The organism is Stenotrophomonas maltophilia, from assembly GCF_047782825.1.
In the GTDB taxonomy this organism is placed as follows: domain Bacteria; phylum Pseudomonadota; class Gammaproteobacteria; order Xanthomonadales; family Xanthomonadaceae; genus Stenotrophomonas.
Genome location: NZ_CP180589.1, coordinates 3876472 through 3890393 on the forward strand (window position 1 = coordinate 3876472; position 13922 = coordinate 3890393).

Genomic DNA, 13922 nt, shown 5'->3' on the forward strand with positions numbered 1-13922 from the left:
TATTCAACGTGGTGCGGCCGCGGGTCGCAGGGACCGGGCGGCCCTGGGTGGGCGGCCGTCAGTGGGGATGCTCGTCGGTCGCGTAGGGGTCTTCCTCGTCGCTGCCCGGTGGTCGCAGCGTATAGCGCTTGTAGGTCCACTGGTACTGCGCCGGGTCGCGGCGGGCGATGCGTTCGATGCCGGCGTTGAGGGCGGTGGCCGCCACCAGCGGGTCCGGATCGGCCACGGCCGGGTCGGTCGGCTCGATGTGCAGGGCGAACTCCATGTCCGGCCCGATGCGCTCGCACCAGCCATAGAGCACGGTGGCACCGGTGCGCTCGGCCAGGCGGTTGACCAGGGTCATGGTCAGCGCCTGCACGCCGAAGAACGGCACGAACACGCCGTCGCCGGCCTTGGGCTGCTGGTCGGGCAGGATGCCGGTGGCACCGCCCTCCTTGAGCACCTTGAACAACTGGCGCACGGCCGGGCCTTCGGCGCGCACCTGCTGCACGTTCTGGCCGCCGCGCACCAGCTGCAGGAAGGCATCGCTGGCCTCGTCCTCCGGCGGCTTGTAGACGATGGCGATCTGCCCGCGCGAGGCCAGCCACTGGTTCAACAGCTCCCAGTTGCCGAAGTGCGGGGCGGCCACGATCACGCCCTTGCCGCTGGCCAGCGCCGCGTCGTACAGGGCTTCGCCATGGCGCTGCTTCAGGTGCAGGCGCAGGTTGTCGGCCGGCCTCTGGCTCCACAGGCGCAGGGTCTCGATGGCCTGCAGGGCGGTGGAGCGCAGCAGTTCCCGGTGCAGGCGGTCGCGGGCAGCGCCGTCCAGCTCGGGGTAGGCCAGCTCCAGGTTGCGCCGGGTGACACGGCTCTCGCGGGCATTGAGGGCGATCCACGCCCACGCCAGGGCGCGCGCGAACGCCCGCAGCAGCGGCCAGGGCAGGCGGGCGAACAGGGTGGTGGCGCGGTAGACCAGCCGGGCTTTGCGTTGCGGATTCATCGGCGCCAGTTTAGCCAAGGGCGCTGCTATCGTGGCCGGCCCTGTTCATTGGAAGCCCACGATGCTCGTCCTGATCCAGCGTGTCAGCCAGGCCGCCGTCCATGTCGACGATGAGGCCGTGGGGCAGATCGGTCCCGGCCTGCTGGCCCTGGTCGGCATGGAGCCGGGCGATACCGAGGCCCAGCTGCGGCGGATGGCCGAGCGCCTGCTGGGCTACCGGGTATTCGCCGACGAGGCCGGGAAGATGAACCGGTCGCTGCGCGATACCGGCGGCGGCCTGCTGCTGGTCAGTCAGTTCACCCTGGCCGCCGACACCCGTTCGGGCATGCGGCCGAGCTTCACCACGGCCGCGCCGCCGGACGAGGCTGAACGCGGGTTCAATCGTTTTGTCGGGATCTGTCGTGAAAATCACGCGCCCGGGGTGGAAACGGGCCGATTTGGTGCCCATATGGTCGTCAGCCTGGTCAATGACGGTCCCGTGACCTTCCTTCTCAGGCCCTGAGCCTGCGGGACCACCGCCCGGCAGGCGGGGCCCCGGGCTGGTATAATGCTACGTTCCCTATTTCTCCCTAGCCGGTGGCGCGAGCACTACATGGCCAACGAACGTCCTGCCCAATCCGAAATCAAGCAACTGATCAGCAAGGGCCTGGAACAGGGCTACCTGACCTACGCCGAAGTCAATGACCATCTGCCGGACGACATGGTCGACCCGGAACAGATCGAAGACATCATCGGCATGATCAACGGCATGGGCATCGATGTCCATGAAGTTGCGCCGGATGTGGAAACCCTGCTTCTCAACGACGGCAACACCGGCAACCGCGAAGTCGATGACACCGCGGCCGAAGAAGCTGCCGCCGCGCTGAGCGCGCTCGACACCGAAGGTGGCCGTACCACCGACCCGGTGCGCATGTACATGCGCGAAATGGGCACCGTCGAGCTGCTGACCCGCGAAGGCGAAATCGCCATCGCCAAGCGCATCGAGGAAGGCCTTTCGCAGGTCCAGGCGGCCCTGGGCCAGTTCCCGGTCTCGGTCGAATCGCTGCTGTCCGACTACGAAGCCCACAAGGAAGGCAAGAAGCGCCTGGCCGAAGTGATCGTTGGCTTCAACGACCTCTCCGACGAAGTGCCGGCGCCCGCCGCTGCTGTGTCCGATGACAGTGACGACAGCGATGACGACGCCGACGAGGACGAGGACGATGATGTCGACGGCGGCGATGAAGAAGCCGCACCGACCGGTCCGGACCCGGAGGAAGTCGCCGCACGCATGCAGGCGCTGACCGACGCGTTCAATGCCTTCAAGAAGGCCGCCGCCAAGGGCGACAAGAAGAACCTGCCCAAGCTCCGCGAGGAGATGTCGGCGGTGTTCGTCACCCTGAAGCTGCCGCTGCCGCTGACCGACGTGCTGACCAAGCAGCTGCGCGACACCATGGCCGACATCAAGTCGCATGAGCGCCGCGTGCTGAACCTGGCCACCGTCACCGCCCGCATGCCGCGCAAGGACTTCATCCGTTCCTGGGAAGGCAACCAGACCAACCTGGAATGGGTGGAAGACGCACTGAAGCGCAAGCAGAAGTGGTCTTCGGCGCTGCGTGAAGTGAAGGACCAGATCGTGTCCGAGCAGCAGGCCACCATCGATATTGAAAAGCTGACCCTGCTGGACCTGGACGAGCTGAAGGAAATCAGCCGCGCCATGGCCTACGGCGAAGCCAAGGCCCGCAAGGCCAAGAAGGAAATGGTCGAGGCCAACCTGCGCCTGGTCATCTCCATCGCCAAGAAGTACACCAACCGCGGCCTGCAGTTCCTCGACCTGATCCAGGAAGGCAACATCGGCCTGATGAAGGCCGTGGACAAGTTCGAATACCGCCGCGGTTACAAGTTCTCGACCTACGCCACCTGGTGGATCCGCCAGGCGATCACCCGCTCGATTGCCGACCAGGCACGCACCATCCGTATTCCGGTGCACATGATCGAGACGATCAACAAGTTGAACCGCATTTCCCGCCAGATGCTCCAGCAGTACGGCCGCGAGGCCACGCCGGAGGAGCTGGCCAAGGAAATGGACATGCCGGAAGACAAGATCCGCAAGGTGATGAAGATCGCCAAGGAGCCGATCTCGATGGAAACCCCGATCGGCGACGACGAGGATTCCCATCTGGGCGACTTCATCGAGGACACCAACGTGGAGTCCCCGATCGAGAACACCACCAACATCAACTTGTCTGAAACCGTGCGCGACGTGCTGGCCGGCCTCACCCCGAGGGAAGCCAAGGTGCTGCGCATGCGCTTCGGCATCGACATGAACACCGACCACACGCTGGAAGAGGTCGGCAAGCAGTTCGACGTGACCCGCGAGCGCATCCGCCAGATCGAAGCGAAGGCCCTGCGCAAGCTGCGTCACCCGAGCCGCTCGGAGCAGCTGCGCAGCTTCCTGGATATCGACTGATACCCGGCGACGGCTGATGTGTTGAGAGAAACCCCGCTTCGGCGGGGTTTTTCTTTGGTAGCGGTGGGGCGTGGGCGGTGGATTCGTAACGGGATTCGTATTGGTTACGTAACACAATTCCGTCGGTCCAACGTCCGGGTGTGGATCTATTTCATTTCCAGACAATGGCTTGCGAAATGTCGCCACTGTGTCGCGCGGATGGGGTACTGGAAATTACGTAACACTATTCGTCCCGCGCCCCCGCCGGTAGCGCCGGGCCGTGCCCGGCGGACCGGCCCGATGTCGCATCTGCCATTTGTAGACGCGCAGCAGGCCACAAGCACGATGTGCGCACCGCTGCTCTGCTTCGTCATGTATGTGGCGCTACGCCATGAAGGATCAACATGCCTGATTCCCTGCAGGTCGATTTCCCAGCGCTGCTGGACGGGGATGAGGTGCTGAAGGAGGAGCGTTTCGCGGGGATTGCCGGGGGGCGACTGGAGCAGGTTGCCAGGTCACTGGCAGTTGATGCCTGAGTAGCCGGGCGGGGGTACGCTCCACTACACTGTGGCGCTGCGCAGGGCCTATAGCTCAACGGTTAGAGCAGGGGACTCATAATCCCTTGGTTCCAGGTTCGAATCCTGGTGGGCCCACCACAAAGAAGGATTGCGCATTACGCTCGCGTCCAGCGAATCATTCGTGCGCTCATCCCGCCGCGCGAGGCCAATCTCCGGAATTCATCCATCTGTGCCTGGGCGTTGAACCATGCCTTCGGGAATACCTCGAACATGACGTCCGAGTGGTAGAGGAGCAGCACTTCCTCGTTCTCCCGCAGCTTGATGTAATCCGACCATCTCCGTTTTGCCTGCACATGCTCGGACGCAACACTGAGCCACTCTTCGTCCCAGCTATACGTGTAGTGGGCGTGCAGACTCGCCTGTTGACGGTGGATCCTGGCCACCTGACGGGGCAGGGTCAGCCTGGACTGGCCGAACGCACCGAGCGCGCCGCCGACGCCGCCGCAGACCACGACAAGACCAGGGAAGTGATGGCCCGTGGCAACAGCGACAACGCCGATCACCGCACATGCCAGCAGGACCCCTACCAGCACCTTTACCGCCTTCCGCCGGTGCAGGCGAAGTGCGTGAAGATGCTGCTCTTGAGTAAGCGTGCCGGAGATCATCTGCCTTTCCCTGTGGTATCGCTCTGAATCGAGACATTCCGGAATCCTGCTGCTCCCCGTCGCAACATCGCTGCGATGAAGTGGCAAAACGGAGTAATTCCATTGTGCCATTCCGTTGATCCGCCGAAAATGAAACTGTTCCAAAAACCTGGATCGAACACGTACCGGACAAGTGTGCTCCGTATGCGCGGCATGTGAATCCCATGGCATCATCAGGCCTGCTTCCGCCGGGCGGTATGGAGTTGCTGGATGAACTATCTGGCTGTAATTTTCCTGGCGGTTTCCACTTTCGGTTTGAATGCTGCCGAGCGCGTTGATTCCGTACCCGCCCGTTTTCTCGGTGAGTGGAGCGCGGGGGGGGCAGAGCCTGCGGTGCCGATTGGGACGATTCCATGCTTGTCATCGAAGCCAGGCACATCACCTACTGGGGAAGCGCGGGTACCATCAAGGCTGTGGTGACCAGAGGACCGCGCGAGATCATGCTGATTTCGGAACTGTCCGGTGAGGGCGAGACCTGGCTGGGCAACAGATACTTCACGCTGAGTGCCGATGGAAATGCCCTGACCGCCGTTGATCAAGCCGACAAGCCATTTGTTCGATATCGGTGCCATGCCCGATAAGCGGGAAGCGTCGTCGGCCAGCCATCGCTGATTTATCAGTGAAGCAAACTTGACACCCGGCCCGCCGCAGTAGACCTTCCCCGCATGACTATCGATATCGAATCGCTCAGCCTTCGGGAGCTGGGCGCTCTGGTGGCTGCGGCTGAACAGCGCCAAGCCCTTATCACCAGCCGCCGCCCGGCTGCGGCCGTGCGCCGCCTGCTGAAGGCCGCCGCGGCCGAAGCCGGTTACACCATCGAGGAGCTCTTTGGCGACGACGCCGGGGAAGAACCCGCACCCGCGCGTAAACCCACCCGCCGCAAGTCCGGCAAGGTCGCGCCCAAATACCGCGATCCGGAATACAAGCGCCTGACCTGGACCGGCCGTGGGCGCATGCCACGCTGGCTGGCGGCCAAGGTGTCCAAGGGCCACAAGGTCACCGATTTCCTGATTCCGGGTCTGGCCAAGCCGACCGCCGGCAAGACCAGCAGCATCGGCAAGCGCACCGTCATCAAGAAGGCCTGAGGCCTGCGTCCCACTCCTGCGCATGGAGTGGGGCCGCCTTCGCATCCCGCATCTGAATCGATCTAATATGCTCCCATCTATCCAGCACGGGAGCGCACGGCATGGCGTTGGGCAAGTGGATGATGGCCGCCTGCATGGCAGCAGCACTGGCAACGGGCGCGCAGGCTGCGCCGCCGGCCACCTCGGGTAATCCGATCCTGAAGGGTTGGTATGCCGACCCCGAAGCGGCGGTATTCGCCAACCGCTACTGGATATTCCCGACCACCTCGGCGGACTACGATGCGCAGACGACGTTCGATGCGTTCTCGTCGTCCGATCTGGTGCAGTGGACCAGGCATGCCGACGTACTGAACGCCAGGAACGTGCCCTGGGCCAAGCGCGCGATGTGGGCACCGTCCGTGGTGGAAAACAACGGCAAGTACTACTTCTTCTTCGCCGCCAACGACATCAAGACCGATAGCGAACCGGGTGGCATCGGCGTGGCGGTGGCCGACCGCCCGGAAGGGCCGTACAAGGACCTGCTCGGCAAGCCGCTGGTGGGCGCTTTCCATAATGGCGCGCAGCCCATCGACCAGTTCGTGTTCAAGGATGACGACGGCGCCTGGTACATGATCTATGGCGGCTGGAAGCACGCGAACATCGTGCGCCTGAAGGATGATTTCACCGGCGTGCTGCCGCTGGCCGATGGCTCGCTGTTCAAGGAAATCACCCCGGCGCCGGAATACGTGGAGGGCCCGCTGATGTTCAAGCGCGGTGGGCATTATTACTTCATGTGGTCCGAAGGCGGCTGGGGTGGCCCGGATTACACGGTGGCCTATGCCATTGCCGATGCACCCACCGGCCCGTTCAAGCGCGTCGGCACGGTGCTGCAGCAGGATGAAGCCATCGCCACCAGCGCCGGCCACAACTCGGTCATCCAGGTGCCGGGCACCGACCGCTGGTACATCGTCTACCACCGTCGCCCGCACGGGGACACCGCCCGCGACCATCGCGAAACCGCCATCGAGCGCATGGAGTTCGATGCGCAGGGCCACATCCTGCCGGTGAAGATCACCCACGAAGGCGTGGCGCCCGACCCGCTGCGCTGAATACCGTGGGCGCGCTACGCTGTGCGCATCAGAACGTGAAGGGAGCACGGCATGGCAGGCAACGGCGGCGCGATGATTCCACGCAAGGCCCTGTACGCGGCAGGCGCGCTGGCGGTGGTGATCAGCCTGCTGGCATGGGCGGTGGAGTGGTCGGGCGTGGCGTATGTCTGCCCGTACTGCCGCGTGCAGCGCACGGTCATCGGCGTGTTGGGTGTACTGATGCTGTTCGCGCGTCCCGGTGGCATCGTCGTGCCCTGGCTGGCGTACACCAGCGGTGGCTTCGCGTTCGTGGTCGCGGCCATGCAGCACTTCAACGGCTGGAAGCGAATTTCCGCTGGTAGTTTCAGCTTCAATGCGCAGTGGTACATCGACCCCTGGCTGCTGTCCGGTTGCGCGATGCTGATCCTGGTCGCGCAGTTGATGCTGGTGCAGGTGGCCTGCCGCCGCAGCTGATCTGCACGCGGCAGGTCTACGCCACCCGGCACGACGCGGCGCTACGTGTTCTGGAACACGGCCAGTTGTGCGGCAAAGGCCCGCTGGTAGGCCGGCCGATCGGTCGCGTGCTGCACATAGGCCGCCAGCGCGGGGAACTCATCGACGATCCCGCTGCTCTTCAGGCGCAGAAGGACCGACACCATCAGCAGGTCGCCGGCACTGAACGCGCCATCCAGCCAGGGGCCATCGCCCAGCCGCGTGGAAAGCTCTTCCAGGCGCCGGCGCACGCGCTCATCCAGCATCACCAGCCGCTGCGCGTACCAGGGCTGTTCGCGCTCCAGCACCCAGGCCATCGAGCGCTCGACAATCGGCGGCTCCACGGTGTTCAAGGCGGCGAACATCCACACGATCGCGCGCATGCGGCCGTCCGCATCGGCGGGCAGCAGGCCCGGATGCTGCTCAGCCAGGTGCAGGATGATCGCGCCTGACTCGAACAGCACCAGCTCGCCATCTTCGTAGGTGGGGATCTGCCCGAACGGGTGGCGGGCGCGGTGCGCCGGTTCCTTCATTTCCGCGAAGGTCAGCAGCTGCACGTCGTAGGCCACGCCCAGTTCTTCCAGCGCCCAGCGCACGCGCATGTCGCGGGCCAGGCCCTGGCCGCGGTCGGGGGAGGTGGCGAAGGCGGTGAGGATCGGGTGCACGGGTTGGCTCCTGCAAGCCGAAGCGCTGCCTTTCCTGTTCCGACGAGTGACGGGGATGGGAATCGACATCTCCCTTCCATTGTCTGACCCTTGACCGAAACCGGTGCTGCTATCGGATACTTCAGACACGCTCCACTGAGGTCATGGAACCATGAAAGACGGTCGTCCCGCCCTCGTGCCGCTTCCTCCTCCCCGCGAGGATGGCGCATCGTATCTTGCGTTCGCGTGGTTCCGGGAGGAAGAGTACGCCATCTTCAAGGCGCTCCTGCCTGAGCGCGACTGGCACGATACGTTTGCCGAGTGGGAAAAAGATATTGAGCGTCACGTATGGCTCGCCAGAGTGAGTGGCGTTGGCACTGTCCGGGTGACAGTGGCGGTGGCCGATTTTGTGGAATGGTGCCTGGCAAATGATCTGCCCGTCGAGTCATCTTCGCTGTCGAAGTTTGCGTCAGCGCATGGCGCACTGCCGGATTGATGAGCGGACTCGAAAACGTTCTCTCCGTGTGAATCACATGCAAGAGGACGTGAACAGTCAGTTGCCGTTCGTGGCCGTGATTGCCGCATCAATCGCCACTCACCCGCAACGCACGCGCACTTCTCCACTGTGGACCTGCAGGCAACGGACACCACGTTGCCCCTATCCCGCAGACCCGATCAAGGAGACATGCCATGAGCACCCAGTCCACCATCGAACACCGCCTCAACGACCTGATCGAGATTGCCCGTGACGGCAAGTCGTTCTATGAAGAAGCCGCGACCAAGGTGAAGGACACCGAGCTGTCCGCGCTGTTCGTGCGCATCGCCGGGGTGAAGGCCCGTATCGTGTCCTCGCTGAGCAGTGCCGTGGCCGCCAGCGGCGGCAAGCCGGCCGAGCACGGCACGATGGTCGGTTCCATGCAGCAGTTCTACGGCAAGGTCCGCGCCGCCTTCGGCGATACCAACTACGGTTACGTGGCCGAGCTGGAAGAATCCGAAGACCGTCTGCTGGGCGCGTTCAAGGATGTGCTGAATGAAAACGACCTGCCGCCGGCCGTGCGCCAGGAAGTGACCCAGTGGCTGCCGGAAGTGCAGGACTGCCATCGCGTGATGCGCGACCGCAAGCATGCGATGAAGGCGGCCTGATCGCCGCATCTGCACGTCAGTCGATGTGCAGGAGGCCCCGCTTCTGGCGGGGCCTTTGCTTTTGTAAGCTCCACAATCGCTGCCCCGGCCCCGCCACCCTGAAGGAACATCCTGCATGGTCGTCAAACGCGTAGTTGCCAACATTGCCTGCCAGGACCCTGCCCAGGCCGAAGCCTTCTATGGCGGCATCCTGGGCATGGACAAGGTGATGGACCACGGCTGGATCGTGACCTGGGGTGGCCAGGGCAAGTCGCTGGCGCAGGTGAGTGTGGCCAGCGAAGGAGGGTCCGGCACGCCGGTGCCGGACCTGTCCATCGAGGTGGATGATCTGGATGAGGTGCTGGCACGGGTGAACCAGGCCGATATCGCGCTGGTCTACGGGCCTGCGTTGGAACCCTGGGGCGTGCGCCGCTTCTACGTGCGCGATCCGTTCGGGCGGCTGTTGAACATCCTCAGCCACACCTGATGCCGCAGGCCATTTTCAGCCCTGCTGCCCGCGTGGCGGCGGCACCGGGGCGGACGGCGATTCCTCGTGCTTCTCTGCCTGCATCTGCTGCTGTTGTTGCTGCGCATTGGCATGCCGCGCATGACCGCCTTCGCGGCCGATCGCGGCCATGTGCTGGCGGTTGCGGCTGATCGCCACGCCGCCCTTGCGGCCGGCCACGCGGGCTTCGGCGGAGCTGAACTCGTGCGCATTGCCGGATGCATGGGCAGCGCGGCCGCCCTTGGCGGCGATGGCGCGCTGTTTGTCTTCGTCCATCGAGGCGAAGCCGCGGTTCTGGGTGCCGGGGCGTGCATTGGCCATCGTGTGTCTCCGTTGCGGAAAGGGACGCCGCCAGCTTCGACGACCGGTTCCATGCTGCACAGCGGCGGCTAAACGAAGGTGGACGTGCCTGCGCATCCGTTCACATCGCGCATGCACGCACTCCACGGGGCGTTAGCGGGCGGGCAGCGACCTCACCCGCATGTCCGCGGCAGCCAGGTCATCCACTGCGAGCGCGCCCTGCGCGCCATCGACCGGCCAGGTCCTTCCGCACATCGCCTTCGAAGGCTATCGCCGCCGCCGCCGCGCATGCCTAGAATCGGGTCATCCCGGTAGCTCCCGGGCGCAGTCGAGTGAATGGACTCAATGAAGATCCTGTTGACCGGAAGTTCCGGGCGGATCGGGCGCGCGATCTTCGGCGCGCTGGCCGCCGAGCATGAAGTAGTGGGCCTGGACCGCAGTCCGTTCAACACCACCCGCATCATTGCCGATGTCACCCACCGCCAGGCGCTGGAGCGGGCAGTGCGCGGGGTGGATGCGGTGATCCACACCGCCGCCTTGCATGCCCCGCATGTTGGGCTGGTGCCGGATGAGGTGTTCCAGCAGATCAACGTGGAGGCCACCGCGCAGCTGCTGCAGCTGGCGCGCCAGGCCGGTGCACGGCGCTTCGTGCTGACCAGCACCACCGCGCTGTATGGCCATGCGGTGGTAGCCGGCGGCTGCCGCTGGATCGACGAGGCGACCGAGCCCCTGCCACGCACCGTCTACCACCGCACCAAGCTGCAGGCCGAGGCGCTGGCCGAAGCCGCAGCCCAGCCGGGTTTCGAGGTGCGCGTGCTGCGCATGGCGCGCTGCTTTCCCGAATCGCCTGAACGCATGGCGATGTTCCGCCTGCATCGCGGCATCGATGCGCGCGACGTGGCCAGTGCGCACGCGGCGCTGCTGCACGATGACGGCGGGGTGTTCCAGCGGTACATCGCCTGTGCGGCCACACCGTTCCAGCGCAGCGACTGCCTGGCGCTGGCCGCGAACCCGCGGCAGGTCCTGGCCCGCCGCGTCCCGCAGCTGCTGGCCGAGTTCGAGCGGCGCGGCTGGCCGCTGCCGCTCAGCATCGATCGCGTGTACGACAGCAGCCGCCTGCGCCAGGCTCTGGGCTGGCAGCCGCGCTTCGGCCCCGAGGGCGTGCTGCAGCAGTACGCCGCCGGCAGCATCGAAGTGCTGCCGCGCGCGCGGTGGATCGGCGACCGCGTAGTGGAATAGGGCCCTCTAGCGTCGAGCCATGCTCGACTGCTCCACCGCCCCTGTAAAGTCGAGCCATGCTCGACTGCTCTGCGCTCCAGGTCCTCCACCTGAGCGGGTTCAGCTTCGCGCAGGCGCTTCGCCTCAACCTCATCCGTCTGCGGCCGCTAACCCGGTGCGTGCCTGCCTGCGCCGGAATCGATCCCGGCATGGGCCGGCGGCGGCGCGAGGGATCGCGCATCCTGCGCGGTGCCGTCGTGGTGCCGGTTGTCTTGAACTGCCTGCGGATCCTTCCATGTCCTCTTCCCGCTCCGCCGCTGCCCGCCGTCCGGGCAGCATCGCCCACAAGCTGATGCTGGGCACCGCCACGATCGCGCTGCTGTGTTTCGGCGTGACTGCCTTCCTGATCTACCGCCAGGCCAGCGCCAGCCTGGTCAGCGCCTCGCGCCAGACCATGGCCAGTGAAGCCAATGCCGAGGCACGCAAGGTCTCGGCCGACCTGGGCACCGCCTTCGCCAGCAACGATGCCATGGTGGAAACCGTGCTGGCCCAGCGCGCCCGTGGCGATGTGCCCGACCGCGCCGCCCTGGCGGCGATCATCGGCGAGCAGCTGCATGCGCACCCGGAATGGCTGGGCAAGAGCACCATGTGGGAGGCCGACGCCTTCGACGGCAAGGATGCGGACTTCGTCAACACCGAGGCGCACGACGCCACCGGCCGCTTCATGAGCTACTGGGCCTGGCAGGACGGCAAGCCGCAGCAGTCGCCGATGACGGACTACACCGAAACCGCCAGCGGTTCGGGTGACTGGTACATGGGCCCCAGCCGCGACAAGCTGCCCAAGGTCAGCGAGCCGTATGCCTATGACATCGGCGGCCAGCGGGTGCTGATGAGCACCCTCAGCACGCCGATCGTGGAAAACGGCACCTTCCTGGGTGTGTTCACCGTCGATTTCTCGCTGGCCGCGCTGCAGAAGCACCTGGCAACGCTGGCCCCGATGGGCGCCGGCCGGGTAGAACTGCTGTCGCCCAAGGGCGTGGTGCTGGCCTCGGCCAACGCCGCCGAGATCGGCAAGCCGCGCAGCGACGCCTTCACCCGGCAGATGCTGGCGCAGGTGGCCGCTGACAAGCCTTTCGAGGCGTTCGAACCCGATGATGCGGGCAACGTGCGCCTGTACGTGCCGCTGCAGGTGGGCGATGCGCCGCAGCGCTTCGCCCTGGGCGTGGTGGTGCCGCATGCGGTGATCGTGGCCGAGGCACGCCAGCTGCTGTGGCTGACCCTGCTGGTGGGCGTGATCGCCGCGCTGACCCTGAGCGCGGGCGTGTACGTGCTGCTGCGCCGCCTGGCCATCCGCCCGCTGGCCGAAGCCGTGCGCATCGCTGGCGACGTCGCCGCCGGCAAGCTGGACACGGTGATGCCGGCGCGCAGCAACGATGAAGTGGGTCGCCTGCTGGAAGCGATGCAGGGCATGCGCGGAACGCTGCAGGCGGTGATGGCCGCGCAGGCGGAAATGGCGCAGCGCCATGACGGCGGCCAGATCAGCTACCGCATGGATGCATCGGTCTTCCCGGGCGAGTACGGCCGCATGGTGGCCGACAGCAACCAGCTGGTGGCCTCCAGCAACGCGGTCACCCAGCGCCTGGTGGACGTGATGCAGCGCTACGCCGTGGGCGACCTGAGCGTGGACATGGAAGCCCTGCCGGGCGAGAAGGCGGTATTCACCGCGGCCATGGCCACCACCAAGGCCAACCTGGGCGCGATCAACGACCAGATCCAGCAGCTGGCGGCTGCCGCGGCGGCCGGCGACTTCGCCGTGCGCGGTGATGCGCAGCGCTTTGAACACGACTTCCGCCGCATGGTGGAAACGCTCAACACCATGATGCAGGTGAGCGACCACAACCTGGCGGCACTGTCCACGCTGCTGCGTGCGATCGCCGCGGGCGACCTGAGCACGCGCATGCACGGTGATTTCCATGGCGTGTTCGCGGTGATGCGCGACGATGCCAACAGCACCGTGCAGCAGTTGACCCAGATCGTCGGCCAGATCCAGCAGTCGGCGGCGAGCATCCGCCTGGCTGCCGGCGAGATCGCCTCGGGCAACAGCGATCTGTCGCGCCGCACCGAACAGCAGGCGGCCAACCTGGAAGAAACCGCTGCGTCGATGGAGGAACTGACCTCCACCGTGCGCCAGAACGCCGAACACGCACAGCAGGCCAATACCCTGGCTGGATCGGCAGCCGGCGTGGCCAGCGAAGGCGGTCAGGTGGTCGGCCAGGTGGTGCAGACCATGGAGCAGATCGAGCGCTCCTCCCAGCGCATTGCCGAGATCATTTCGGTGATCGATGGCATTGCCTTCCAGACCAACATCCTGGCGCTGAACGCGGCCGTGGAAGCGGCGCGTGCCGGTGAGCAGGGCCGCGGCTTCGCCGTGGTGGCCAGCGAAGTGCGCGCGCTGGCCCAGCGCTCGGCGGGGGCGGCCAAGGAGATCAAGGAACTGATCGATGCGTCGGTGGCGCAGGTCGGTGCCGGTGCCCAGCTGGTGCATGGCGCCGGCCGCACGATGCAGGAGATCGTCGGCCAGGTCGGCCGGGTCAACGAGATCATGGCCGAGATCTCGGCCGCTTCGCGCGAGCAGTCGGCCGGCATCGAGCAGGTCAACCAGACCGTGGTGCAGATGGACGAGACCACCCAGCAGAATGCCGCGCTGGTGGAAGAAGCCACGGCGGCGGCGCGGGCGATGGAAGACCAGGCCGAGCAGCTGGCGGTGGCGGTATCGCGCTTCCGCCTGCAGGCCGAAACCGCACCGGTGGCGTTGCGCGCGGCCTGAGTGCTGAAACGACGACGCCCGGCTGGCCGGGCGTCG

Annotated in this window: 16 protein-coding genes and 1 tRNA gene; 13 read left to right on the forward strand and 4 right to left on the reverse strand. The window is 65.7% G+C overall.

What is annotated here, in order from left to right:
- Positions 1 to 58: 58 nt before the first annotated feature.
- Entirely contained in the window at positions 59 to 979 is a 921-nt protein-coding gene (locus tag ACM2ZB_RS17915) for a lauroyl acyltransferase (protein WP_416056446.1), read from the reverse strand.
- A gap of 61 nt (positions 980 to 1040) precedes the next feature.
- On the opposite strand from ACM2ZB_RS17915, the gene dtd reads away from it, so the two are divergent.
- The 4 genes from dtd (at position 1041) to ACM2ZB_RS17935 (ending at position 4060) form a co-directional block, all read left to right on the forward strand.
- The gene (dtd, locus tag ACM2ZB_RS17920) at positions 1041 to 1481 is read left to right on the forward strand and encodes a D-aminoacyl-tRNA deacylase (protein ID WP_416056447.1); all 441 of its coding nucleotides are present in this window, start codon (positions 1041 to 1043) and stop codon (positions 1479 to 1481) included.
- A 90-nt stretch (positions 1482 to 1571) separates the two neighbouring features.
- The gene (rpoD, locus tag ACM2ZB_RS17925; RefSeq protein ID WP_416056448.1) at positions 1572 to 3425 is read left to right on the forward strand and encodes an RNA polymerase sigma factor RpoD; all 1854 of its coding nucleotides are present in this window, start codon (positions 1572 to 1574) and stop codon (positions 3423 to 3425) included.
- 383 nt (positions 3426 to 3808) lie between these two features.
- The gene (locus tag ACM2ZB_RS17930; RefSeq protein ID WP_416056449.1) at positions 3809 to 3940 is read left to right on the forward strand and encodes a hypothetical protein; all 132 of its coding nucleotides are present in this window, start codon (positions 3809 to 3811) and stop codon (positions 3938 to 3940) included.
- Between the two features lie 44 nt (positions 3941 to 3984).
- Positions 3985 to 4060: transfer RNA gene (locus tag ACM2ZB_RS17935), tRNA-Ile, on the forward strand.
- Between the two features lie 17 nt (positions 4061 to 4077).
- On the opposite strand, the gene ACM2ZB_RS17940 is transcribed toward ACM2ZB_RS17935, so the two are convergent.
- Entirely contained in the window at positions 4078 to 4587 is a 510-nt protein-coding gene (locus tag ACM2ZB_RS17940; protein ID WP_416056450.1) for a YcxB family protein, read from the reverse strand.
- Positions 4588 to 4979: 392 nt separating this feature from the next.
- Here ACM2ZB_RS17940 and ACM2ZB_RS17945 point away from each other — a divergent pair, with 392 nt between their 5' ends.
- From ACM2ZB_RS17945 to ACM2ZB_RS17960, 4 genes are all read left to right on the forward strand, one after another.
- Positions 4980 to 5207: a hypothetical protein gene (locus ACM2ZB_RS17945; RefSeq protein ID WP_416056451.1), complete on the forward strand. Its 228-nt coding sequence runs from the start codon at positions 4980 to 4982 to the stop codon at positions 5205 to 5207.
- Positions 5208 to 5291: 84 nt separating this feature from the next.
- The gene (locus tag ACM2ZB_RS17950; RefSeq protein ID WP_416056452.1) at positions 5292 to 5711 is read left to right on the forward strand and encodes an H-NS family nucleoid-associated regulatory protein; all 420 of its coding nucleotides are present in this window, start codon (positions 5292 to 5294) and stop codon (positions 5709 to 5711) included.
- A 101-nt stretch (positions 5712 to 5812) separates the two neighbouring features.
- Complete coding sequence (locus ACM2ZB_RS17955; protein ID WP_416056453.1) at positions 5813 to 6799, forward strand: glycoside hydrolase family 43 protein; 987 nt, start codon at positions 5813 to 5815, stop codon at positions 6797 to 6799.
- Between the two features lie 51 nt (positions 6800 to 6850).
- Positions 6851 to 7252, forward strand: coding sequence for a hypothetical protein (locus ACM2ZB_RS17960; RefSeq protein ID WP_416056454.1), 402 nt, complete (start codon positions 6851 to 6853; stop codon positions 7250 to 7252).
- Positions 7253 to 7293: 41 nt separating this feature from the next.
- Here ACM2ZB_RS17960 and ACM2ZB_RS17965 read toward each other — a convergent pair whose 3' ends face one another.
- Positions 7294 to 7935: a glutathione S-transferase family protein gene (locus tag ACM2ZB_RS17965; RefSeq protein WP_416056455.1), complete on the reverse strand. Its 642-nt coding sequence runs from the start codon at positions 7933 to 7935 to the stop codon at positions 7294 to 7296.
- 151 nt (positions 7936 to 8086) lie between these two features.
- Between ACM2ZB_RS17965 and ACM2ZB_RS17970 the strand changes: the two genes are divergently transcribed.
- From ACM2ZB_RS17970 to ACM2ZB_RS17980, 3 genes are all read left to right on the forward strand, one after another.
- Positions 8087 to 8410, forward strand: coding sequence for a hypothetical protein (locus ACM2ZB_RS17970; protein ID WP_416056456.1), 324 nt, complete (start codon positions 8087 to 8089; stop codon positions 8408 to 8410).
- Between the two features lie 194 nt (positions 8411 to 8604).
- Positions 8605 to 9057, forward strand: a complete 453-nt coding sequence (locus ACM2ZB_RS17975; RefSeq protein ID WP_313440632.1) for a PA2169 family four-helix-bundle protein — start codon at positions 8605 to 8607, stop codon at positions 9055 to 9057.
- Between the two features lie 115 nt (positions 9058 to 9172).
- Positions 9173 to 9523, forward strand: coding sequence for a VOC family protein (locus tag ACM2ZB_RS17980; RefSeq protein WP_416056457.1), 351 nt, complete (start codon positions 9173 to 9175; stop codon positions 9521 to 9523).
- Between the two features lie 15 nt (positions 9524 to 9538).
- On the opposite strand, the gene ACM2ZB_RS17985 is transcribed toward ACM2ZB_RS17980, so the two are convergent.
- Positions 9539 to 9862, reverse strand: a complete 324-nt coding sequence (locus tag ACM2ZB_RS17985) for a KGG domain-containing protein (protein ID WP_416056458.1) — start codon at positions 9860 to 9862, stop codon at positions 9539 to 9541.
- A gap of 324 nt (positions 9863 to 10186) precedes the next feature.
- On the opposite strand from ACM2ZB_RS17985, the gene ACM2ZB_RS17990 reads away from it, so the two are divergent.
- Together ACM2ZB_RS17990 and ACM2ZB_RS17995 are read left to right on the forward strand one after the other, a co-directional pair.
- A complete protein-coding gene (locus tag ACM2ZB_RS17990; RefSeq protein ID WP_313440626.1) occupies positions 10187 to 11080 on the forward strand; it encodes an NAD(P)-dependent oxidoreductase in 894 nt (297 codons plus the stop codon).
- A 274-nt stretch (positions 11081 to 11354) separates the two neighbouring features.
- Positions 11355 to 13886, forward strand: coding sequence for a methyl-accepting chemotaxis protein (locus ACM2ZB_RS17995; protein ID WP_416056459.1), 2532 nt, complete (start codon positions 11355 to 11357; stop codon positions 13884 to 13886).
- Positions 13887 to 13922: the final 36 nt, after the last annotated feature.